The 22,261-nt window shown below is 42.3% G+C and carries 21 protein-coding genes, 1 pseudogene and 1 other annotated feature; of the genes and pseudogenes, 7 read left to right on the forward strand and 15 right to left on the reverse strand.

What is annotated here, in order from left to right:
- A pseudogene (locus tag BMZ06_RS20860) lies at window positions 1-229 on the forward strand (IS110 family transposase); the annotation flags it as partial.
- Between the two features lie 169 nt (window positions 230-398).
- Here BMZ06_RS20860 and BMZ06_RS18050 read toward each other — a convergent pair.
- From BMZ06_RS18050 to BMZ06_RS18090, 9 genes are read right to left on the reverse strand one after another with little or no spacing between them, the layout of a single operon-like run.
- Complete coding sequence (locus tag BMZ06_RS18050) at window positions 399-1,370, reverse strand: quinone oxidoreductase family protein (RefSeq protein ID WP_089754235.1); 972 nt, start codon at window positions 1,368-1,370, stop codon at window positions 399-401.
- Window positions 1,371-1,382: 12 nt separating this feature from the next.
- Window positions 1,383-2,168, reverse strand: a complete 786-nt coding sequence (locus BMZ06_RS18055; protein WP_089754237.1) for an enoyl-CoA hydratase/isomerase family protein — start codon at window positions 2,166-2,168, stop codon at window positions 1,383-1,385.
- 16 nt (window positions 2,169-2,184) lie between these two features.
- The gene (locus BMZ06_RS18060; protein WP_089754239.1) at window positions 2,185-3,957 is read right to left on the reverse strand and encodes an acyl-CoA dehydrogenase family protein; all 1,773 of its coding nucleotides are present in this window, start codon (window positions 3,955-3,957) and stop codon (window positions 2,185-2,187) included.
- On the reverse strand, window positions 3,938-4,684 hold the full coding sequence (locus tag BMZ06_RS18065; RefSeq protein ID WP_089754270.1) for a 2-phosphosulfolactate phosphatase: 747 nt from the start codon (window positions 4,682-4,684) through the stop codon (window positions 3,938-3,940). The genes BMZ06_RS18060 and BMZ06_RS18065 overlap by 20 nt, the downstream gene beginning before the upstream one ends.
- Before the next feature lie 2 nt (window positions 4,685-4,686).
- Complete coding sequence (locus BMZ06_RS18070; RefSeq protein WP_089754242.1) at window positions 4,687-5,745, reverse strand: phosphotransferase family protein; 1,059 nt, start codon at window positions 5,743-5,745, stop codon at window positions 4,687-4,689.
- A 14-nt stretch (window positions 5,746-5,759) separates the two neighbouring features.
- Window positions 5,760-6,158, reverse strand: a complete 399-nt coding sequence (locus tag BMZ06_RS18075; RefSeq protein ID WP_089754244.1) for an acyl-CoA thioesterase — start codon at window positions 6,156-6,158, stop codon at window positions 5,760-5,762.
- A gap of 13 nt (window positions 6,159-6,171) precedes the next feature.
- The gene (locus tag BMZ06_RS18080) at window positions 6,172-7,044 is read right to left on the reverse strand and encodes a 3-hydroxyacyl-CoA dehydrogenase family protein (protein ID WP_089754246.1); all 873 of its coding nucleotides are present in this window, start codon (window positions 7,042-7,044) and stop codon (window positions 6,172-6,174) included.
- A gap of 38 nt (window positions 7,045-7,082) precedes the next feature.
- Window positions 7,083-7,862: an SDR family oxidoreductase gene (locus tag BMZ06_RS18085; RefSeq protein ID WP_089754249.1), complete on the reverse strand. Its 780-nt coding sequence runs from the start codon at window positions 7,860-7,862 to the stop codon at window positions 7,083-7,085.
- Between the two features lie 4 nt (window positions 7,863-7,866).
- Window positions 7,867-9,078 (reverse strand): acyl-CoA dehydrogenase, encoded by a 1,212-nt coding sequence (locus BMZ06_RS18090; protein WP_089754250.1) that lies wholly within the window; start codon window positions 9,076-9,078, stop codon window positions 7,867-7,869.
- 172 nt (window positions 9,079-9,250) lie between these two features.
- On the opposite strand from BMZ06_RS18090, the gene BMZ06_RS18095 reads away from it, so the two are divergent.
- Complete coding sequence (locus BMZ06_RS18095; RefSeq protein WP_089754252.1) at window positions 9,251-9,556, forward strand: hypothetical protein; 306 nt, start codon at window positions 9,251-9,253, stop codon at window positions 9,554-9,556.
- A 591-nt stretch (window positions 9,557-10,147) separates the two neighbouring features.
- Window positions 10,148-10,672, forward strand: a complete 525-nt coding sequence (locus tag BMZ06_RS18100) for a CotY/CotZ family spore coat protein (RefSeq protein WP_089754253.1) — start codon at window positions 10,148-10,150, stop codon at window positions 10,670-10,672.
- A 106-nt stretch (window positions 10,673-10,778) separates the two neighbouring features.
- On the opposite strand, the gene BMZ06_RS18105 is transcribed toward BMZ06_RS18100, so the two are convergent.
- On the reverse strand, window positions 10,779-11,243 hold the full coding sequence (locus tag BMZ06_RS18105) for a DinB family protein (protein WP_089754255.1): 465 nt from the start codon (window positions 11,241-11,243) through the stop codon (window positions 10,779-10,781).
- Window positions 11,244-11,445: 202 nt separating this feature from the next.
- Here BMZ06_RS18105 and BMZ06_RS18110 point away from each other — a divergent pair, with 202 nt between their 5' ends.
- Window positions 11,446-12,303 (forward strand): STAS domain-containing protein, encoded by an 858-nt coding sequence (locus BMZ06_RS18110; protein ID WP_089754257.1) that lies wholly within the window; start codon window positions 11,446-11,448, stop codon window positions 12,301-12,303.
- A gap of 160 nt (window positions 12,304-12,463) precedes the next feature.
- On the opposite strand, the gene BMZ06_RS18115 is transcribed toward BMZ06_RS18110, so the two are convergent.
- The 5 genes from BMZ06_RS18115 to BMZ06_RS18135 all read right to left on the reverse strand — a co-directional run bounded on the left by BMZ06_RS18115 (window position 12,464) and on the right by BMZ06_RS18135 (window position 17,579).
- A complete protein-coding gene (locus BMZ06_RS18115; RefSeq protein WP_089754259.1) occupies window positions 12,464-13,726 on the reverse strand; it encodes a glutamate-5-semialdehyde dehydrogenase in 1,263 nt (420 codons plus the stop codon).
- A 20-nt stretch (window positions 13,727-13,746) separates the two neighbouring features.
- Window positions 13,747-14,874 (reverse strand): glutamate 5-kinase, encoded by a 1,128-nt coding sequence (gene proB, locus BMZ06_RS18120; RefSeq protein WP_245756040.1) that lies wholly within the window; start codon window positions 14,872-14,874, stop codon window positions 13,747-13,749.
- A 35-nt stretch (window positions 14,875-14,909) separates the two neighbouring features.
- Window positions 14,910-15,752: a pyrroline-5-carboxylate reductase gene (gene proC / locus BMZ06_RS18125; protein WP_089754261.1), complete on the reverse strand. Its 843-nt coding sequence runs from the start codon at window positions 15,750-15,752 to the stop codon at window positions 14,910-14,912.
- Between the two features lie 800 nt (window positions 15,753-16,552).
- Complete coding sequence (locus BMZ06_RS18130; RefSeq protein ID WP_089754262.1) at window positions 16,553-16,882, reverse strand: thioredoxin family protein; 330 nt, start codon at window positions 16,880-16,882, stop codon at window positions 16,553-16,555.
- A gap of 85 nt (window positions 16,883-16,967) precedes the next feature.
- Window positions 16,968-17,579, reverse strand: a complete 612-nt coding sequence (locus tag BMZ06_RS18135; protein WP_089754263.1) for a DUF421 domain-containing protein — start codon at window positions 17,577-17,579, stop codon at window positions 16,968-16,970.
- A gap of 103 nt (window positions 17,580-17,682) precedes the next feature.
- Window positions 17,683-17,890, forward strand: a binding site (T-box leader).
- Between the two features lie 37 nt (window positions 17,891-17,927).
- On the opposite strand from BMZ06_RS18135, the gene argS reads away from it, so the two are divergent.
- From argS to BMZ06_RS18150, 3 genes are all read left to right on the forward strand, one after another.
- Window positions 17,928-19,610, forward strand: a complete 1,683-nt coding sequence (gene argS, locus BMZ06_RS18140; RefSeq protein ID WP_089754265.1) for an arginine--tRNA ligase — start codon at window positions 17,928-17,930, stop codon at window positions 19,608-19,610.
- Window positions 19,611-19,755: 145 nt separating this feature from the next.
- On the forward strand, window positions 19,756-21,180 hold the full coding sequence (locus BMZ06_RS18145) for an MDR family MFS transporter (RefSeq protein WP_425431793.1): 1,425 nt from the start codon (window positions 19,756-19,758) through the stop codon (window positions 21,178-21,180).
- Between the two features lie 286 nt (window positions 21,181-21,466).
- The gene (locus BMZ06_RS18150) at window positions 21,467-21,694 is read left to right on the forward strand and encodes a hypothetical protein (protein ID WP_089754268.1); all 228 of its coding nucleotides are present in this window, start codon (window positions 21,467-21,469) and stop codon (window positions 21,692-21,694) included.
- Window positions 21,695-22,261 lie beyond the last annotated feature (567 nt).

Below are 22,261 nucleotides of genomic sequence, written 5' to 3' on the forward strand. Positions count from 1 at the left end.
TGCCAAATACCAAAGACTTAAATTCCGTCGAGGGTCTAAGAAAGCGAGAGTTGCCATCGCCCGGACATTACTTGTGATCGTGTACCACCTATTAACCAAAAGAGAAATGTACAAAGAACAAGGGGCAAACCATTATAACCAACAAGCATTAGAAGCAAAAAAACAAAAGGCAATTAAGAGTCTTCAACGTTTAGGTTTTGTAGTCGACTTATCGCCACAGTCGGCTTAGAGAAGAATAATGAAATAAATATCAAAGTGACTTCAGGGATTTTTAAAAAAGTAATAAGATCCCCTTTATTTAGTGCGGTCTTAAAGCTGTAATTATTTTCAGGGTAGCCTTTAAATTTAAAAAATCCCGCAGGAAATGTAATCCTGCGGGATTTTGGACAAGTATAAACTTAAGGTTTTAAAACGAGCTTCCCTTTCGTTTTTCTAGCTTGGAGAATTTCGTGGACATGCGCGGCTTCATCAAGGTTGTAAACCCCTCCAACCGTGAGCTTCAATTCTCCTGTGTTCACAAGCTTTAATAATTCTTTCAGGCTTTTTTCAAATAAGACAGGCTTCTTCATAATTTGAGGTAGAAAGAAACCAATAACGGAAAGATTTCTGTTCATTAATCCAGATGGATACATTTGAGCCGGATTTCCACTTGCTACGCCATAAACTACTAAGCGCCCAAACGACCTCATGCACTTAACGGTTTCGTGAAAAATGTCTCCGCCAGCCATCTCGAGAGCAATATCAACTCCCCTTCCATCTGTTGCTTCCATAACTTCATCCCGCCAGTTCGGGTTGGTATAGTTCACCGTATGATCGGCTCCTAATTCTTTTGCGAGGTTCAGCTTTTCTTCAGAACTGGCTGTTGCAATAACCTCAGCTCCATAGTGCTTCGCCAGCTGTACTGCGAGCGAGCCGACTCCTCCGGCTGCAGCGTGGACAAGAACTGTTTCTCCTTTTTCCAATCGTCCCATTGTCGTTAACAAGTGATAAGCCGTCAGCCCCTGAAGTGGGATTGCTACCGCATTCTCATCATCGAGTTCTTCCGGCACAGGGATAAGATTACTTTCTTTCGTTACCACATATTCAGCGTATCCTCCTGAACCAATCAGGGTCACGACACGGTCTCCCTTTTGGAATTGTTCCGCACCTTCCCCAGTTTCTTCCACAACACCGGCTACTTCAGCTCCTGGAATAAAAGGTAATGGTGTTGGAACGACATAAGCTCCTTCTCTACGGGCCGTATCGGCATAGTTAACTCCAACAGCCGTAACTTTTATTTTTACTTCACCTTCACCTAATTCAGGCTCTTCCACTTGGACGGATTCCAAAACTTCCGGTCCGCCATATTCTTTAAATTGAATAGCTTTCATAAATGCTGCCTCCTAACGGCCAGTAAAAGCTGGCTTCCGTTTATCTTTAAATGCTTGTACTCCTTCTTTGTGATCCTCGGTTGTCACCATCATAGTCTGAGTAATGCGCTCCTGCTCAAGAACAGCAGCTAGATCCTGGTTCTCAGCCTGATCCACCATTTTCTTCATCATGCCCATGGCGCGTCCCGGTCCTTTAGCAAGACGTAAAGCATACTCCATCGCCGACTCTTCTAATTCTGCTAGAGGGTAAACGCGATTGACCAGTCCCCATTCAGAAGCCGTTTCAACAGGAATTGGTTCTGCGCGGAATAATAGCTCTTTCGTACGATATGGTCCTAAGATTTTCGATAAGAAGTAGTGACCTCCTCCATCTGATACTAATCCCACCTGGGCGAAACTAAGTACGAATTTACTTTCTTCTCCAGCTAAAATTTGGTCACAGGCAAGTACTAAATTAAAACCGGCTCCCGCTGCGTATCCATGTACTACTGCAATTACTGGTTTAGAAAGGTCTTTTATCATAAGGATCAGCTCATTAAGCTTTCCGATATGATCGTAAACTTCCTGGGAAGAACCAGATCCCATCCCCTTCACATCACCGCCGGCTGAGAAAGCTCTTCCAGCTCCTGATAATACAACAACTTTAATGTCATCATTCTGATCAGCTTCTTTAATCGCTTCTTTTAGCCCGGATATCATATCGTCTGAAAATGCATTTAAAGCATCAGGACGATTTAATACACAAGAAAGTACCGGTCCATTAAGATCCACGCTCAAATGATCATTACCTAATTTCATACAATCCATCTCCCTTTCATGAAATATATTGTCTTTCTTCGATCATCACTTCAGCAATCGCACGATTACGTTCTACCGAATCTTCCCATAAATACCCACTTAAAAGAACAGACACATTTCTAATCATCCTTATTCGTTCTTCTCCCGTCATCAAGTTCGAGAATAGGAAGTTACAGGCCTGCTGTATTTCTTGAGCTGATTGCTCTACAACTGTGTAAGCAAGCTTTGTTTTGAGCTCGGCTTCCTGATCAGAGTTACGAATAGCTTTCAGCGTCCGCAGTACAGTTGATTCGCTTGAATATAGAGCGATCGCTATATTGGCGAGTTTCATCATGGTCTCCTGTTCATGCTGAATCGTCTCCCCGTGGATTTTCAATGCCGTTCCTGCAGCCACGATATATAAATTCCGAAACAACGCTACAGCTTCCTGAAGTTTATCTAAAGGACCTTCCACTTGTTTAAACAGATTGTTCTTCAGAGAATGCTCGGCTTTTTCTAAAACACTACGAGCATCAAACTCCCCTTTGCCAAGCTTTTTGAAAAAGACGCCGGGAATTAGCAGTCGATTAATCTCATTGGTTCCTTCGAAGATGCGATTGATCCGTGAATCACGGTAGGCTTGTTCAATTGCGTATTCTTTAATAAAACCGGCCCCGCCGTGAAGCTGCAGAGCTTCATCTGCGATTTCGTCTAATGTCTCAGAACCCTTGATCTTACATATAGCAGATTCCAACGCATGTTCATTCATCGCCTTTGCCACAGCTTTTGGATTCTCACTATCATAATAATTACCAAGAGCTGATTCCACATGGCCCGCGGTTCTATAAAGAAGAGATTCTGTTTCATAAATACGAGCAGCCATACGAGCTACTTTTTCTTTAGTAGCACTAAATTCAGCAATGGAACGGCCAAATTGCTTTCTTTCTGTTGTATGTTCCAAAGCTAACTTGAAACAATGTTTAGCTGCTCCATTCGTCGCAAAACCTAGATTGAATCGGCCTAGATTTAAAACATTCAATGCAATTAAATGCCCTTTGCCTACTTCTCCAAGTCTGTTCTCCACCGGTACCTTGCAATCTTCCATAATGACGGAACACGTGGAAGAACCTTTAATCCCCATTTTATTTTCCTCAGGTCCGATCGACAGCCCTTCAAAGTCTTTCTCTACAATAAAAGCTGTAAAATCCTTCCCGTCCACTTTTGCATAAACGATGAAAGTGTGAGAAAAAGCTGCATTGGTTATATAGATTTTCGTTCCATTCAGCAAGTAGTGAGTGCCTTCCTCATTCATAACAGCAGTCGTCTTAGCAGAAAGAGCGTCCGAGCCCGCGTCAGGCTCCGTGAGACAATAAGCCCCTATATATTCACCAGAGGCCAATTTAGGCAAATACTTATTCTTCTGTTCCTCTGTACCAAAATAGGTAATGGGCAGCGTCGCAATACACGTATGATTGGAATGAGCTACACTATATCCGCCCCCGCTTCCGAGAGCCTCACCTACGATCCCTTTACTTATTTTATCGAGTCCCAGTCCTCCATATTTTTCTGGAATACTGTGACTCAAGAGCCCCAAATCTCCTGCGATCTTCATCTTCTCTGATACAAATTCGTAATTCTCTGCTTCCAGCTCTTTTCTGTTCGGGTGTATTTCCCGGGAAATAAATTGTCGAGCCGTGGAAGCTATCATTTTATGTTCCTCACTGCGGTCCTCAGGGGTGAAAACTGTTTCTGAACTGCTTTCCGTAATTAAAAATTCCCCACCACGGACGTCATGTTTTACGGGATTCATAATCCCCCTCCTTTAATTGCCCTGATATTGGGTTATAGGTTGGTATGGTATGAAATTGTCCTTCGCTTGCAGCGAACTCAATTTCTTTACGATTCAGTCCTGCTTTAAGGAGAATCTGGCCGATTCTGGATTCACATAACAGATCGGCTTGGGATAAATGGTTTCCTTTATAAAACAGCCATGCGGTCAAAGCTGCATCTGATAAATTCCAATTCCCCTGTTTTTGCAAGTAATGAATGAGGCTTCCAGCTCCATAGAAATCTTCTAGTGTGTACTGTCCGCTTGAACCTGAACATACGAGCATAATCGTATCGTTCTCATGTTGTTCATATAGAAAAGCAGCCATAGCTGGATTGTTAAGTAAGGACGATGCGTACAAATGACTCGCCTGACTGGAACGCTGTAACGCGACCGTTCCATTAGTGGTACTTAATATAACGTGTTTTCCTTTAACTACCGGCTGTAAGTGAGTACGTAGAGGATGATGAAACCCTTCGATAACCTGTCCCTGATCTTCTCCAGCTAAAATGTAAGGTTCAGAAAAGTTTTTCGCTCTTTCTTCAGCGTGAGCTGCATCATAGACAGGGATGACCGAAGAGGCTCCATCCGCAAGAGCTGCAGTTATCGTCGTAGTAGCGAATAGAACGTCAAATACAACCGCTACTTTGCCCACCATAAGTTCCTCTTTAATATCTTCTTTTTTGAAAATGACGTGAATATCTCCCATGCTCAAATACCAGCCGTCTCTTCAGCATGCTTAATCAGATTGTTTACAAAAACGTTCATGTTCGCAAATCTAGGGTCATTCGTCTGTCCCTGTTTGTACCTGTAATAAATCTGTTGAATGATTCCGGCAAGCTTAAAGTAGGCAAACGTGAGATACACGTGAATATCATCTACACTTCGCCCGCTTTTTTCAGCGTATCTTTCAATAAATTCTTTCCTTGTATAAAAACCTTCCGTAACTGTAACTGGCGGTTTCCCCAATCCTGTTTTCAATAGCTCAGGATCGCCTGCTTCGATCCAGTAACTGAGGGCAGCCCCCACATCAGCCAGTGGGTCTCCAACGGTGGTCATCTCCCAGTCAAATAGACCAACCATTTTTGCCGGATCATCCGGATCAAACATGGCATTATTTAACTTATAATCGTAGTGAATGACGGCGGCTTCATTGGAATGCGGAACATGGGCTATAAGCCACTTTTTCAATCGCTCTCCACTGACTACATCATCCGTTTCAGCTTTTTCATAACGCTTGATCCACCCATGTATTTGCCGCTCCATAAACCCTTCCGGCTTCACCATATACTTCAATGCCGTCTTCTTATAATCAATAGAATGGAGTTCCACCAGACGGTCTACCATGGATTCCGATATTCTTCTGCCCAGGTCCCGACTCTGTTCTTCTCCCTCAGGAAATTCTTTATCGAAAACCACCCCGTCTCTCCGTTCCATGATGAAAAAAGGGGCTCCTAATACACCTCCAGAATCAAACAAATAAGGCTTCGGTGCCAAGGGGAAAACGGGGTGTAATGCCTCTAATATTTTATATTCCCGTTCCATGTCATGAGCTTTAGGAGCAACAGGACCAAGCGGCGGCCTGCGCAGTACGGCCCGCCAATTACCCAAAGAAAGCTCATAGGTTAAATTAGAATGGCCGGCGCCAAACTGACGGACCTGTAAATCACCCTCCGGAATGGAGAGATTTTTCCGTAAGAATTGTTCAATCGCCTGGACATCGATCTCTTCTCCCGGGCGCACGGTTCTTGTATCATTCGTATCCTGCATGCTTAAGCTCCTTTCTATTTGGTTGTTAACTGATAAGAGGAAAGCTTAGTTTTCATCTTATCAGTCAATGGAGAGCTCTTATGATTTTTGAAATCAAACTGCACAATGACCGAGTAACCCCTGGCTGTCACTTCTCCACTCTCTTTCTCATATAAATCCTGCTCTAAGTGAAAACTTGAATTCCCTATTTTCGTGACGCTGGTTTTTATAGTAAGCGTTTGATTGAAATAGACTTGCTTTAAGAAATCACATTTTATCGAAGCGAGGATGAAATTCCAATCATCTCCCACAAGCCCCAGATCCTCGAAAAATCGGATACGTGAATCTTCCATATATACAAAAAAATTGTTGTTATTTACATGCCCTAATAAGTCTGTTTCACAAAAACGCACGGTAATTTCATGCTCATGCATTTTCTTTCCCCCTCTAGTTCCTGACTTTGTTGTCGTACGTGTAAAATCCTTTTCCAGTCTTTCTTCCAAGCTCACCAGCTTCTACTTTTTCGGTTAAGGTTTTGGATGGCTTATCGTTTGGATCTTTGGTTTCTTCATACTGTTGCTGCATAACGTAATAACCGACATCAATACCAGATAGATCCATTAGTTCAAAAGGACCGATTGGATGGTGAAGTGCTTTTTTAGTAATCTTATCGATATCCTTAAAGTCTGCGTACCCTCCTTCATACAAACTCATCGCTTCTTTCTGAATAGCAAAGAGAATCCGGTTTGCGATAAAACCAGAGATTTCCTTCTCCAGCAGCACGGCCGTACGGTTCATTTGTTCACAAACCTCCATAGCGACAGCTGCTGTTTCCTCAGTTGTATGCTCCCCTTTCACGACTTCCACACAATCCATAACTAGAGGCGGAAAGAAGAAATGCATATTGCACACGTTTCCAGGTCTTGACGTTGAGTCTGCGATCAGCGAACTTACAATGGTCGATGAATTCGTTGCCAGTATCGCATATGATGGCACAATCTCATCAAGCTTGCTGAAGACTTCACGTTTTACAGCGAGTTTCTCCACCACTGCTTCAATGACAAGGTCCGCTTCGCTTGCAGCATCTCTTAAGTCCGTCGTAAAAGTAAGACGGCTGAACGCTTCATTTCGATCAGCTTCTGAAATTTTATTTTTCGCCACCCATTTGTCCATAATGTCAGCCAGTTTATCTTTTGCCTGTGCTAACGAATCGTTACTAATGTCCTGTAAACTTGTACGGAAACCAGCTAATGCTCCCAGCATAGCGATTTGATGCCCCATGGATCCTGCTCCAATAACGGCTATTTGTTCTACTTTCATAGTGACTCCTCCTTATTATTCGTGATCGTGATGTTCATTTAGCAAGACGCATGCATCCCGCCATCCACCACTAAAACGTCCCCGGTGACATAGTTAGACGCTTTGGAGGCTAGAAACAGGGCAGCCCCTTTTAGATCTTCATCTGTTCCAAACCTTCCCATCGGGGTACGGTCCAGGATAAGATCACCACCCTGATCAAGTAAGCCTTGGGACATTTTGGTAGGGAAAAATCCTGGAGCGAGGGCGTTTACCTGAATATTATGGGAACCCCACTTTACGGCCAAATCTTTTGTAAAAGTAATAACGGCACCTTTACTAGCGTTATAGCCGATGGTGTCCATAAACCTTGGGTCTGCTCCGCCAAGTCCAGCGACTGAAGCAATGTTAATGATTTTGCCGGCCTGCTGTTTAACCATAACCTCTCCCACTTTTTGTGCCATTAAAAAAGTACCGGTAACGTTCACATTCATAACCTTCTGAAACGCCTCAAGCGGCATTTCAAGGGTCGGTGCTCCCCATGTTGCTCCGCTATTGTTGACGAGGATATCAATTTGGCCAAAGCGCTCCAGCGTCTGACCGACAACATTCTCAATATGAGATGGATTGGTAACATCACATTCTAAGGCCAGGGTGTCTACGCCAAGTTCGCTTTCCAATTTGGAAGCCATCTGCTCGCAGGCTTCTACTTTTCTTGAACATAAAACAACATTAGCTCCTGCTTCGGCTAATCCTTCGGCAATCTGTGCGCCTAAACCTCTCCCGCCTCCAGTTACAATGGCTGTTTTCCCGGTTAGATTAAATAATTCATTTACATGCATCTTCTCACTCCTCGTATTTGGATAATTCCAACTTAGCGATTTGTCTGCGGTGTACCTCATCTGGTCCATCAGCAAGCCGCAGCGTACGGGCCCCGGCCCACTGGGCAGCAAGCGTAAAGTCTTCACTTACCCCTGCCGCTCCGTGAGCCTGGATAGCTCTGTCAATGACTCGAAGCGCCATGTTAGGGGCCACAACTTTAATCATGGCAATCTCAGTTTTGGCTTGTTTGTTTCCAACGGTATCCATCATATGGGCAGCTTTTAATGTAAGAAGCCGGGCTTGTTCCAGCTCAATTCGGGAATCTGCAATCCACTCCCGGATTACTCCCTGCTCGGCAAGCGGTCGATGAAAAGCTGTCCTATTCTGGACACGCTTACATAATTCTTCAAGTGCACGCTCAGCGGCACCAATCAGCCTCATACAGTGGTGAATTCTTCCCGGCCCCAGGCGTCCCTGGGCAATTGCAAAACCTTTTCCTTCTCCCCAGATCATATTGCTCGCCGGAACACGCACATTTTCAAAAGTAATCTCCGCATGGCCATGAGGTGCATGGTCATAGCCAAACACAGGCAGCATCCGTTCAATTTTGACCCCTTCTGCGTCCAAAGGAACGAGAATCATAGATTGTTGCTCATATTTGGGGGCATCTGGATCTGTCTTCCCCATAAATATAGCAATTTTACAACGGGGGTCACCGGCCCCGGAAGACCACCACTTTCGACCGTTTATGACGTATTCGTCCCCATCACGTTCAATCCGTGCTTCAATATTCGCAGCGTCTGAAGACGCCACATCTGGTTCTGTCATAGAAAAACAAGACCTTATATCCCCGTTTAATAAAGGCTCAAGCCATTCTTTCTTTTGTTCTTCACTTCCGTAACGGGCAAGAACTTCCATGTTACCGGTGTCCGGCGCGTTACAATTAAATACTTCAGGACCTATAAGAGATCGTCCCATCATTTCACAAAGAGGAGCATACTCCAGATTTGTAAGTCCTGCTCCATATGTAGAATCCGGTAAAAATAAATTCCACAGTCCCGCCTCTTTTGCTTTTGATTTTAATTCCTCCATTATTGGCGGTACAGAAGACCAGCGAGTTTCCTGCTGATTTAACTGATCTTCATACAATCGCTCATTTGGGTACACTTCACCTTCCATAAAGCTTCGGATCTCCTGCTGATATCTTTTTACATTCTCCGAGTAATCAAAATTCAACGATTTGCCCCTTCCCCGGAAACATACTGTCCGGTTAGTATATAATATCCATTTTATACCGATAATTCTGAAAATTCAACATAAATGAGTGAGTATTCATTTTTATCTGTCATATTTTCTTGCTTCATCCATATGTATGAGTTGTAGGACACTTTACAGGAGGGATGCAAACATGCGTGATCATCAGAACGAGAACTCCGCTAATGATAGAAAGTCCTCAAATGAGCAAAAAGAAAGCTTGATTAAGAACGTGAGTAAAGAAGCTAATCAGGTTGTTCACAACACAGTGGATACTTCAGGCAAGGTTATAAAGTCGATCACAGGTGAAGGAGGCCTTCTCGGTAAAACAATTGATTCTTCCGGAAATATTATTAAAAAAGTAGCTGATAAAGGCAATGAAGCTATTGATAAGACTTCCGATACCTCTTCTAAAGCCTGGAAAACTATAAAAGATAAAACCGTGAAGCGAAAAAAATAGAACCATACGAAAAGAGCTGTCATTTTCAATGACAGCTCTTTTTATAGACTTTATTAGATATACCAGATAAGCTCCCGTTGAAGACTCAGTTTCGAGATAAATGGGTCCGTGACGTTAGATGGATGAGGGTTGGTGGGGAAATAACTCGCTTTCCTGTGGCCCTACACGACGTAGCGTCGTGCAGGGCCGCGGAAAGCAAGTCGTTCCCTGAAGCCCCTTTCTCTACAAAACATCTCGAAACTGAGTCTTCAACTAACCGGCCCTATTGTTTAATAAGCTATTAATAAAAAGATCCGTTTTCATGTAATGCTTAAATATCTTTTTAGGAACACAAAAAAAGACACAAGTGTACGGCTTGCGTCTAAACGTAGGGAAAATATCATAGTGTGGTAAACCATGAATCTATAACTATTAATTATAGATACCCTATTATATGTAGCCTTTTTCCTTTGGTATTGGTGGATGCCCTATATAATATAGAAACTTTAAAATCTTATTAATCTTATAGAAACTAGACAGATGTACAGGCGCAAACCTTTATCCTACATAGAATGATAAGGAATGATCAATAAGAAAAGGAGAGATTTTTTAATGTCATATCCATCAAAAAAAGGAAACTGTGTACGTGATATTTTAGAAAAAATTCTAGATGCTCAAGCAGAAGTGGCTATGGCTGACGAATGTGATGTCAGCTGTGAGCAGTCTATCCGTGATCTAGTAGGTCCTGCTACAGGCGGAAACGGGGATACAACCATTCCTTTCATTCTTTACTGCGAAGATTGTAAACCTTTCTTTGCCAGTGGTATTAAGAAGATTAACGGAACGTTCTACTGCGTAGAGACTCCAATCTTCAAAGCTATTAAATTTACAGATGACAAGAGAAACTGCATTAAACTTGAATTGCTTAAACCAGACAACAATCACAGTTCCTGGAGTAAGCACTGTAGTAAAAAAGATGTATGCGACTTAGTAAATGGAGTAACTGAATTCAAATCTACCGGGATCTGTATGACGTTTGACCTTGACTGTATCTGTGGAATTACATGTCTTGATACAACTACACCAGTTCCTGTAACAGAAGCCGACTTTACTCATGGGCACGTTCACGAAGGTTAATAAAAATAAACCAGGGGAGCCCCCCTGGTTTATTTTTAGATTTTAAATAGACCACCTGTCGAAACCTGGTTTTTTAAAAAACAATAGACTTGTTTTGCTAAGTTTTTTAACCTCTAACCACGGGAGAAAGACTCCATGTGCCAAATTGTTTGCGGATATGAACAACCTGTCCGATATGATAGGCATTGTGAATAAAAAGGTGTGACAGGGTAGCAGCCCATTTCTCAAGCTTATCGTCACTGCATCGCTTAATTTCTTTACGAAATTCGGCAAAGACAACACTGTTATTCACAGCTATCTGTCTCCATGACAGGCTGCCATGATTCTGGAACGTGTCATAGTATCTGGGAAGTTCATCTATTTCTTCTCCCCTGAAGCGACATAAATAACGATAGTTGTAAAAGTAGAGATGATTGAGGAGTTCTGCAATAGAGTGGGTTTGTTCATCTTCCGATCTTTCATGAACCTGGTATTCTTCTAAATCCTGAATAGACATTTCATAGCACACAAACCAGTTGTTTTCGTCATAAATGGCGGCTAGTTGTTCTAATAATACCTCTCTCATTGTCATGCTTTTCGCCTCCAAATATTAAATTAATATTATATTCGACAGATCTTTTATAAATCCTTTTTGTTTTTTTAAGAACTGCTATTAAATTGACCAATTATTCTCCATTCACTTTTTAAATGTATTATAATAACTCCATAAGGTTTCCTTGTTTTTCCACACATGCGAAATGATAGCAGCTTAGCGACAGGAGAGGATATATATAATGCAAAGAAATAGAGAACTCCATGATTTTTTGCTCCACAAAGCAGAAGATTTAACTGAGCAATGGTACGAGTCCTTGGATAAAAGTGATCCCAGAGGGGTTTACTCCTCCAAAGATCCTAAAGTCATTGAAACGTTAAAAGGGCAGAACTTTGAATTTCATCAGCACTTATGCAAGGTCTTTATTCAACCAATGGATCAGTTTCTTGAAGAGTTTGACGATTGGGTTATGAAAATAGCCAGTGATCCGGAACATCTGAGTACGCCTACCTATCTTATTATGAGAGAATTCTTACGCGTTCGTGATCAATATTTGTATTTTGTCAAAGAGTTTATTGCCGTATCCGATAATGCTTATACTCAGGAACAGATCGATCGCTGGAAAGAGGTACTCATTAAAGCATTTGATATCGTAACAATGCGAGTAGTTGAAGAAAAATCCAATCAACTTGATACTCGGATAGACAAACAGCAAAAAACGATTAATGAACTTAGTTCCCCCCTTATTGATCTTTCAAATGGACGAGCCTTGCTTCCCCTTGTTGGAGATATTGATTCTTCACGGGCCAGTGCAATTATGGATAACACCTTAAAAGGGTGCACCGATAAAGGAATTGACCAGCTTTTTATAGATCTGTCAGGTGTGTACTTAGTCGATACAATGGTAGCTCACCAAATCTTTCAATTGATCAGCGGTCTGCAGCTGATCGGAGTTTCTACCACCCTTTCAGGCATCCGTCCTGAAATCGCTCACACTGCTGTTCAGCTGGGTATTGACTTTGGTCAAATATCGATAACCCCCACTCTTGCTCAAGCTATTGATCGTGATCCTATATATACTTCTAAACCCTCTTCTTAATAGAGGGTTTTTTCAATAAAGTTTACTGAACCATTTGCGAGTATAAGGAAAAACAATTCGCCGAAATACATAAAGAGATTATGAATAGCCCTTCCAACTCATTCCAAATATAAAAAAAGGAACCCCTCGTTAGGAGTCCCTTCTCATGTCATACTTTATTTTATCTAATTTGACCCGTACCTTTCATAAGGAACTTCACAGTCGTAAGTGCTGGAAGCCCCATTGGACCACGGGCATGTAATTTTTGTGTGGAAATGCCGATCTCTGCTCCGAAACCTAGAGCGCCTCCATCCGTAAAACGAGTAGAAGCATTGTGGTAGATCGCTGCTGCGTCTACAATAGCTAAGAATTTATCAGCTGCCTCCTGACTTTCTGTGACGATGGCTTCAGAGTGTTTCGTGCCGTAAGTTTCGATGTGCGCAATAGCGTCAACAAGATCGTCGACAGCTTTCACAGCAATATCTGTACTTAAATATTCATTTTTCCAGTCGTCTTCACCGGCAGGCACGGCATCTGGAATGATATTAAGAACATGCTCATCTCCATGGACATGGATGTTTTCTTTCTTCAAAGCACTAATTAACTCTTCACTGTGTTGAGCCAGCCACTCCTTGTGAACAATTAAGGTTTCTGCTGCATTACATACAGCAGGACGATCTGTTTTTGCATTCACAAGGATACTGATCGCTTTTTCCACATCGGCATCTTTATCAATATAAATGTGGCAGTTTCCTACCCCTGTTTCAAGCACAGGAACCGTTGCGTTTTCCACAACTGCCTGAATCAGTTTACCTCCCCCGCGTGGGATGAGTACGTCGACATGTTCTTTCATTGTGAAAAGCTGGTTCGTTGCGGCACGGTCTGTGGACGCGATAAACTGCACGGCTTCTTGTGGGATTTTTGTTTCCGCAAGTGCTTTGTGGATAACTTCCACGATAGCCTGGTTAGAATTAATGGCTGAAGATCCACCTTTTAGCACGATCGCATTACCGGATTTAAGAGCAAGACCTGTTGCATCTACGGTTACGTTTGGACGAGCTTCATAGATCATGCCAATGACGCCAAGAGGTACGGTAACCTTCTCTACTTGCAGTCCGTTTTCAAGTGTCCAGTCTGAGAGTTTCTTACCAGTTGGATCTTCAAGTTCAGCTACATCGCGTAACCCTTGAGCAAAGTCACGAACTCGCTCTTGCGACAGGGATAAACGATCCATAAAAGCTTCGGTAAAGTTTTGCTCTCTTCCATTCTTTAAGTCCTGTTCGTTGGCTGCCAGAATGGTTTCAAAATCACGTTCAAGTACATCCGCGATATGGTGAAGAGCATCGTTTTTTTCCTTATCTGAAAGAATCATTAAACTCTTGGACGCTTTCTTCGCTTCAATCGCTTGTGCTTCAACGTTCACATTATCTTTTGTTAGTGTCATCAAAGACCTCCTTGAAATTTTTAAACGCCTGCGGGCAGAGCTACGTCTAAATGGCAGACAAAATCTTTTCGTTCAATTGCTGCTTTTTCATAAGATTCGAGTTCAGGTTCAGTTAGAGTAATCATTTCCTTCATTTGCTCTGAGGAATAATTCACTACGCCAAGACCAATTTCTTCGCCTTCTAAATCATGAATACGCACAACTGCACCTTCTTTGAAACGTCCTTTTACGTGGTGGACATTCATAGGAAGCAAACTTCTCTTCATTTCTACAATAGATTCTTTAGCGCGATGGTCAATAATGACTTCGCCTTCAGGACCGGAGTTAAAAGCGATCCATTGTTTCTTCTGATCGAGATTTTCCGTTTCCGGTGCGGTTTCAAAATAGGTTCCTCTTGCATTATGGTAGACAGCATCATAAACAATGTTGTCGGTACCTGCTTTTCCTAAGAAGGATGATATACCAGAAGCCATAGAAATCTTGAAGGCATCTATTTTGGATTTCATGCCTCCTGTACCGACGGCGCTTCCTGGGTCGCCAGCTGCAGCTTCGATCTCTGGGGTGATTTCGTGGACTTTATTGAGAAGTTCAGCATCCTCATTCTTTCTAGGATCTGCATCATATAAACCATCGATATCCGATAAGATCACTAATTGATCAGCATCCACAAGCCCAGCTACTTTAGCGGACAATGTATCGTTGTCACCGAATTTCAATCGATCGATGGTGATCGTGTCATTTTCATTTACGATGGGGATAATTCCGCGTTCAAGCAATACGTTAATAGTATTACGAGCGTTGTTGTAACGATCTTCATCAGAAAAATCACTGCGAGTGATTAATATCTGGGATCCAATATAACCATTAGACAGGAATAGATCGGAATACGATTCCATCAGTAATCCCTGACCAATAGAGGCTGCGGCTTGTTTTTCAGGTAAAGTGCTTGGACGCTCCAGGCATCCGAGCTTACGGTAGCCTGCCGCTACTGCACCCGAGGATACGAGTAATACTTCGTGGCCATCGTCCTTTAATTGGACGACTTCATCTACTAGTTTTTCGAGTTTCCGACGGCTTATTTCACCGTGCAAACTGGTTAAAGAACTGCTTCCTATTTTTATAACTACCCTTTTTTTATCTTGAGTCAACATATCACTCCTATTTAACGTATTGCGTCGTGTTTTTATTTACTGCCTACTAACAGGCCTTCTATTTCTTTACTGAGTTCTTTAGAGCGTCCGGCTGCACCTTTAATCGCTGCTGAGATCGCCTCTCCACCGCCACTTTGTTCCAGTGCTTCAAGCCCAGCCGCTGTCGTACCGTTTGGAGAGGTAACTTTTTTACGAAGCTCCCCTGGGCTTTCTTCGCCCTCAAGCATCATTTTTGCTGCACCGAGTAAGGTTTGTGCTCCAATTTCCCTGAGAGTTTTAGAATCCATACCCTCTGCACGGCCAGTTTCCTCAATATGCTCCATTAAATAGTAAAAATATGCAGGACCGCTTCCGGCAATTCCGGTAAAGACATCCATCTTATCCTCTGGAATAATGAAAACTTCTCCAATAGACTGCAGGAGAGCTTTAGACACTAGAACGTTTTCCATGTCTGTATAGTGTCCTGGGCACATTGCGGTGGCTGATTCGCGAAGCGTGCTGGATGTATTAGGCATCACTCGAATGACTTCCTGACCATCATTGAGACGGTCTTCCATATATGAAGTAGAAATGCCAGCGAGCACGGATACAAGTACTTGATTCGGATTTAATTTATAACGTAAGTCTTCAAGTACAGCATCAATATCTTTTGGCTTCATAGCCAGAATAAGTTGATCCACTTGTGAAAAGTCTAAATCATCTTTTAATACTGTACGTACACCATATTTATCATTAATCTCATTTAATCGATCTTGATTACTTCGATTGGTTACAATGATCTGATCTGCTGAAATGTTCCCGGATTCAACCATACCTGAAATCATAGCTTCAGCCATAGAGCCTGCACCTAGAAAAGCAATCGTTTGTTTGATCATTTGAGTTAATCTCTCCCGTTCGTATTTTTTGTTCGCTTTCTTTATGACGTTTTTCATCATAACACTGGTAAAAATTGATTCAAGGGGTATTTACCAAATGATGTCTATAAGAGCCAATTAGTTAGTGTAAACGGTTTCACAGCGAGATATTTCTATCTCATCGCTTCTCATCGCGAATAATGGCTTCTCACGGCTGTATTTGCGAACTGATTTTTTACGAATTCCCATATAAAACCCAATAATATGAATTCATGAAATATTCTAAAAACTTAACATGACAGGGATTCTAGCTTCTTCCAACATCCCTGCCTAATCTCCGTGTTGCTTGTTCCAGATAAGCTCCTAGGTCCTGCGGGGGGACGATTTCGCTTTTCGGCCCTGCAAGACGCAGGTCGCTCAACCCTACGTCGTGTAGGGCCATAGGAAAGTGTTCAAATGTGGAATCACCCCGAAAGATACGACCAGCATAAGCCGACCATCAAAAGGATGGCGGTTTTTCAATCCGTTGATGAGCGGATTATGACTCGAGTGTCTGGGTGATGGAACAAGACGAGTATTTCCCCACCAGCCCTCTTCCACATAGAGTAACGGATCCAAGATCTCTCGAAACTGAGTCTTACAGTAACCGGCCCTTCAGTGGAATAACCAGTTCTTGAAAGTCTACAACATAGTTTAATAAAGCTTTTAAAAGAGGCATGTCTCCCTATCTTTCTAAGGTTGTTTCAACCAACACAACGATAAGCAGTACCCAATAAAAAAGAACTTACGGGCTTATGGCGCCCGTAAGTTCTTTTTTATGATTAATTTTCATTAATAAAATGGTTATATTTCACCAGCTGTTGATTCAATTCTCCAAGCGGTACGAAGCGTGCCTTTCTAAACAGTTCCTTACCTTCAGAGTAAACAAGAACTGCTGGAACAGAAAAGACAGAGAACTGTCCCGCTACTTCAGGTACTTCGCTTGCATCCACGTGAATAGAGGATATGCTCGGGTATTCCTCCAGCAACTCCTCCACCTGTGGTTTTAACGAGTGGCAGACGGAGCAATTCGGCTGAGATATATAAACAAGTGACAATCTCTCATGATCAATAAACGATTGTACAGATTCTAAAGAATGTAATGAATTCAAATAACTCACCTCTAATTAAACTTGTGTCTATTATACCAAGATTCAACCAGAGTTTCTTCTATTCTGCCTATGTGACACAACCTACTCACTGCAGGCGGTCCGGGATATCTGCCTGATTCTTTTTCGTTTCCACTTCTTGAAAAATGTTCGCTGATTGCGCTGTCTGGGGAGCTTGATAAGCCTTATTTGAACCTAACATGTTTTTTAAAGCGATTAATTCTTTCCTCACATTTTCTACATCCTGTTTGGTAGCTGGTTTATAATCTTCTTTCAGTTCTAAACCGAGCTGACCGTTAGGCTCAAGAGTCGCTGATTTTACGTCTTGAATTGAGGTAACACTTTGCTGTCTTAATTTTATTTCTAACTGATCAACGGTCAGCCGCATTTTCTTTAAGTTCTGCTCATTTAATTGACCATTCACGATCACTGGCTTAGATTTCCCTGTTAAAAATTTTTCCATAAAATCAAATTTCACTTGCATAAATTCCATAGCAATTAAGGTTAGTACAAGCACTCCACCTACGCCAAACGTAACCCACACATTTTTCCCAGCTACCGGCTGAATCAAAAGGGATCCGATCGCGATCATAATGACGGTTTGAGAAAGCGTCATTTGAGATATCGATTTACGTCCTGCAATTCTAAGAATGATCGTGCCTACAATGATAATCAGTATGGCTTTCCATATCCAGTCCATAACACTCACCTCATTTCCCTGATATTTTTCCCGTCTTATCCATTGCTATTCCAAAATCATCTTGCAAATCCCGTCTCTATCCGCTATACTTTTCTAAAATTAATTAAATTCCAGGAAAAAAGAGAGTAGCTTATGTGAGAGGGGCAAGCGATTCAGGGACGGTGCGAGCCTGAACCATCTCCGTAAGTGAACCGGACTTTTGAGAAGCCTGCCTGAATCAAGTAGGGATAGGCCGGGGCAGCCCCCGTTAACAATATCGAGTGGCTATACAGCTATAAGAGTGGTACCGCGAGTAATACCTCGTCTCTTTCAGGAGACGAGGTTTTTTTAATTGAAGGAGGATTTAAAATGGAAAAGCACATTATGGCTCTACAGCTATCCCATCTTCTAGGTGAACAGTTTTCAAGAGAATGGGTGTACAACAAAATTGAAATTCCCAAAAAACCTCATTTAGGGGATTTAGCGTTTCCCTGTTTTTCATTAGCATCTTTCTTCAAAAGAAATCCCAAAGAGATTGCTTCTCAACTGGCATCGCATCTCAAACATGACCTCTTTTATGAGGTGCAGACAGCAGGCGGATATATTAACATTTTTCTAAACCAGGCTTTTGTAACAGAGCAAACCATTAAGCAAGTACTTACCGATCCATCCACTTATGGAAGCCACTCCTTCGGCACAGGAAAAACAATCGTACTGGATATGTCTGCACCGAATATCGCTAAACCTTTTTCTATGGGACACCTCCGTTCCACGGTCATTGGAAATGCTCTCTCTAATCTGGCTGAAAAGTGTGGCTATACCACCGTAAAAATTAACTACATAGGGGATTATGGAACGCAGTTCGGAAAGCTTCTGGCTGCTTACCAGCACTGGGGCAATGAACAGAATGTACGAGAGAATCCCTTGAAGGAACTTACGAAAATTTATGTCCAGTTTCATCAGGCCTCTAAAGACGATTCTTCCTTAATTGAGGAGGGAAGAGAATGGTTTAAAAAGCTGGAGCAGCAGGACGAAGAAGCGTTAAAGCTCTGGAAATGGTTTAAAGATGTATCCCTTGAAGAATTCGATAAGGTTTATGAACTGCTCGGTATTGAGTTCGATCTCACTCGAGGAGAAGCTTACTATAATGACAAGATGGACAAAACAGTGGAGATGCTAAAAGAAAAACAGCTGCTTGAAGAATCCGAAGGCGCCCAAGTGGTTCGTCTTGATAAAGAGGGGCTTCCTCCCTGCCTGATCCAGAAAAGCAACGGAACATCCATTTATGCGACAAGAGACTTAACAGCTGCTATTGACCGTTATCAGACTTATGAATTTGAAGAAGCTCTCTATGTCGTGGGACACGAACAATCGTTACATTTTGATCAAGTGAAGGAGGTATTACGCAACCTTGACTTTGACTGGGCTGACCAGCTTAAGCATATTTCTTTTGGTATGATGCTCACAGGTGGAAAGAAAATGTCTACACGTCAGGGAAAAACAATCCTGCTTGAGGAGGTACTGAACGAAGCTATACAACACGCTGCTTCCAATATTGAGGAGAAAAATCCCGAATTACTAAACAAGGAGGAAATTGCGAAACAAGTAGGTGTTGGAGCCGTGATCTTCCACGACCTAAAGCACGATCGCCGCAATGATGTAGAGTTCTCGCTTGAAGACATGCTGACTTTTGAAGGAAACACCGCTCCTTACTTACAGTATGCCTACGTGAGAGGACGCTCTCTCCTTGAAAAAGGAGAATTTCATATAGAACAAGCAGACGCTTCTCTCATAGAAGAAACTGCCTGGCCGCTTGTAAAATGGATCCGCCATTACCCAGAAACGGTTCTCAAAGCTAATTCGAATCACGACCCGTCCCTAATCGCTAAATTTCTGCTTGATCTGACAAAGGCTTTTAACAAGTATTACGCGGAGACAAAAATTTTACATGGTGACCAACAGAATGCACGTTTAACCCTTATTTACGTCTTTACTATTGTATTAAAAGACGGACTCAGTCTGCTTGGTATTGAGGCTCCTGAACATATGTAGGTTAAAAATACTTTTACTATCGCTTCCTCTTCCCTTCCTATATAATATTAGGTTGTGACTGCTAAAAAAAGGAGGCTTTCTTGTGGACGATAAAACCAAATATGAATTTTTAGCCGACGACCCTGACTTTAATGTAAAACCCGTTATGATTTCACTAATTATTGGAGCGTTCTTTGCCATCTTAAATGAAACGCTTTTGAATATTGCTTTGACTACATTAATGGAACAATTTAATATTACAGCCCCTGTGGTGCAATGGATGGTTACCGGCTTTATGCTGGTGATGGGAATACTGATTCCTGTTTCCGCTCTCTTGCTTCAAACGTTTACAACAAGACAAATGTTTCTTAGCACCATGACTATATTTACTATTGGAACACTCATTTGTGCGGCTGCTCCTACGTTTAGCGTTCTGCTTGCGGGAAGACTGCTGCAGGCGGTTGGAACAGGATTATTAATTCCAATTATCTTTAATACATTCCTGCTTTTATTTCCACCCGAACGCCGCGGGGCAATTATGGGCATGATTGGACTAGTCATTATGTTTGCGCCGGCGATTGGTCCGACATTATCAGGAATTATTGTAGAGTATTTAGGATGGAGATATTTGTTCATTACCGTTATTCCATTTGCTTTATTTTCAATTGCGTTCGCCTATAAGTTTTTGAAAAACGTAGGAGAAGTGACAAAACCAAAAGTCGATATTCTCTCCATTGTACTTTCCACTATCGGCTTTGGCGGGATTGTACTAGGGTTTAGTTCGGCTGGAGAAGGTGAAGCAAGCTTTCTTGATCCCCAGGTGCTTGCGATGATTGTTGCAGGGGCTGTGTCCCTCATCTTCTTTTCCATTCGCCAGCTGAAGCTTGAGGAGCCCCTCCTTGACATACGGGTATTCCAATATCCGATGTTCACCATCGGTCTTGTGTTATTCATTATTGTGATGGTTTCGATGTTTTCATCCGAAATTATTTTACCCATGTACATGCAGGGACCACTCGCTATACCTGCTGCAACAGCTGGGCTGATTCTGCTTCCAGGAGCATTATTGAATGGTCTCATGTCTCCAGTGATGGGAAAGCTGTTTGATAAGTTCGGTCCGCGACTGCTGATCATTCCAGCAACAGCTATTCTTATGGGAACCCTGTTCTCCTTAAGCCAGGTAAGCATGGATACCCCGATTTGGCGGATCGTACTCAGTTATCTATTACTTATGCTCTCGATATCGGCGGTTATGATGCCAGCTCAGACGAACGGATTGAATCAGCTTCCTAAACGACTCTATCCTCACGGCACGGCAATTATGAATACTTTGCAGCCCGTATCCGGTGCTGTAGGAGTTGCTGTGTTCATCAGTCTAATGACTACGAGAGAGGAAAGCTATTTAAACAATGCTCAAAATCCTGAATCTGAAACGGTCATGAGTCAAGCACTTGTTGCCGGTGTTGAACTGGTTTACTTTATTGCCTTTACTTTAGCTGCCATCGGATTTATCGTTTCCCTTTTCGTTAAACGGGCGAAACAGACAGAGCACGAAACATCTGGAGAACAGGAAGCAGCTGTAGAACATTAAGGACCTAAGCAATTTCCCCCATCCGTCCGCGGATGGGGATTTGTTATGTAATTAGGATAAACCTATCAGGAGAGGATTCCTCTTTCAATAACCGATATTCAGGATACGTACTAGAGTAAAGCTTTCTTTAGATTTAACAGAGACGTTCACGGGAATAATTCTAGCAACATTCGTGTAAGGATACATTATAAAAGCATACTTTGAGAACGTGTATGTTTCGCGACAAACCTCAACATAATTTATAATATATAATAGTAGTAAGTATAAGTGATAGGAGCGGATATCTATGTACCCGATTTATTATGCAGTGGTGATTATCGTTTCCATCATAGCCCTTGTCAGCACAATCATTATTGCTAAAGAAATGACAAAACAGGAGAAGAAAAGCTCCACCAAAAATGAAACCGATAGTCTGAAAAACGAAACTAAAAATTCGAGTATACCTATGCTTACGGTTATTTATTCCATTACTTTTGTCCTCTCTATTATTCTCATCTGGATTTTTATTTTATAGCACAGAAGATAAGGAACTCTTCCTCCTCAGGAAGGTTCCTGTTTTTATAGAGGTTATTTGAATATGTCCGCACGAATCTATACAATTTTTACACGTAAGGTCGGGTAAACCCTGTTGTTGATTTTTCAGAAAAGGTTTATTAATCTATAGGGCCGGTTTGTTGAAGACTCAGTTTCGAGATATTGGTTTGTAGTTAAGGTGCTACGGGGGATGATTCGCTTTCCGCGGCCCTGCACGACGCAGGGTCGTTCGACGTTGCCACAGGACGTGGTGACCTTAGTCGAACATCCCTTGTGCTGAGCCTCCTCGAGCTAAAGCTCTCCGGGGTCTCACCGATCATGTTTATCCCGCAGGAGTCTTCATCACCCCCTTCGGACCTAGCCAAATAAGATGCTCGAAACTACTTCATACATCACATGCGTAATAAGAAATTAGACCATGTGATTGTGCAGCTATTTTCAGGATGACCACCCGCAATAGCCTGTCATAAAAGCATTTAATCCAGATTAAGGAGGAGAATCTTTCTCTTCTAGAAGGGTGCGTTTCACAAAAAATGGCTGGGTTGGT

It is taken from the genome of Halobacillus alkaliphilus (genome assembly GCF_900113125.1).
In the GTDB taxonomy this organism is placed as follows: Bacteria; Bacillota; Bacilli; order Bacillales; family Halobacillaceae; genus Halobacillus; species Halobacillus alkaliphilus.

What these genes read in the sequence shown, in the direction of transcription:
- BMZ06_RS18095 (WP_089754252.1), top strand. Translation starts at nt 9,251, where the DNA reads ATGCGTGATCATCAGAACGAGAACTCCGCTAATGATAGAAAGTCCTCA.
- BMZ06_RS18080 (WP_089754246.1), bottom strand. Translation starts at nt 7,044, where the DNA reads ATGAAAGTAGAACAAATAGCCGTTATTGGAGCAGGATCCATGGGGCAT.
- BMZ06_RS18145 (WP_425431793.1), top strand. Translation starts at nt 19,756, where the DNA reads ATGATTTCACTAATTATTGGAGCGTTCTTTGCCATCTTAAATGAAACG.
- BMZ06_RS18050 (WP_089754235.1), bottom strand. Translation starts at nt 1,370, where the DNA reads ATGAAAGCTATTCAATTTAAAGAATATGGCGGACCGGAAGTTTTGGAA.
- BMZ06_RS18060 (WP_089754239.1), bottom strand. Translation starts at nt 3,957, where the DNA reads ATGAATCCCGTAAAACATGACGTCCGTGGTGGGGAATTTTTAATTACG.
- BMZ06_RS18105 (WP_089754255.1), bottom strand. Translation starts at nt 11,243, where the DNA reads ATGACAATGAGAGAGGTATTATTAGAACAACTAGCCGCCATTTATGAC.
- BMZ06_RS18070 (WP_089754242.1), bottom strand. Translation starts at nt 5,745, where the DNA reads ATGCAGGATACGAATGATACAAGAACCGTGCGCCCGGGAGAAGAGATC.
- argS (WP_089754265.1), top strand. Translation starts at nt 17,928, where the DNA reads ATGGAAAAGCACATTATGGCTCTACAGCTATCCCATCTTCTAGGTGAA.
- BMZ06_RS18085 (WP_089754249.1), bottom strand. Translation starts at nt 7,862, where the DNA reads ATGCATGTAAATGAATTATTTAATCTAACCGGGAAAACAGCCATTGTA.
- BMZ06_RS18075 (WP_089754244.1), bottom strand. Translation starts at nt 6,158, where the DNA reads ATGCATGAGCATGAAATTACCGTGCGTTTTTGTGAAACAGACTTATTA.
- BMZ06_RS18100 (WP_089754253.1), top strand. Translation starts at nt 10,148, where the DNA reads ATGTCATATCCATCAAAAAAAGGAAACTGTGTACGTGATATTTTAGAA.
- BMZ06_RS18115 (WP_089754259.1), bottom strand. Translation starts at nt 13,726, where the DNA reads ATGACACTAACAAAAGATAATGTGAACGTTGAAGCACAAGCGATTGAA.
- BMZ06_RS18055 (WP_089754237.1), bottom strand. Translation starts at nt 2,168, where the DNA reads ATGAAATTAGGTAATGATCATTTGAGCGTGGATCTTAATGGACCGGTA.
- BMZ06_RS18065 (WP_089754270.1), bottom strand. Translation starts at nt 4,684, where the DNA reads ATGGGAGATATTCACGTCATTTTCAAAAAAGAAGATATTAAAGAGGAA.
- BMZ06_RS18110 (WP_089754257.1), top strand. Translation starts at nt 11,446, where the DNA reads ATGCAAAGAAATAGAGAACTCCATGATTTTTTGCTCCACAAAGCAGAA.
- proC (WP_089754261.1), bottom strand. Translation starts at nt 15,752, where the DNA reads ATGATCAAACAAACGATTGCTTTTCTAGGTGCAGGCTCTATGGCTGAA.
- BMZ06_RS18135 (WP_089754263.1), bottom strand. Translation starts at nt 17,579, where the DNA reads ATGGACTGGATATGGAAAGCCATACTGATTATCATTGTAGGCACGATC.
- BMZ06_RS18150 (WP_089754268.1), top strand. Translation starts at nt 21,467, where the DNA reads ATGTACCCGATTTATTATGCAGTGGTGATTATCGTTTCCATCATAGCC.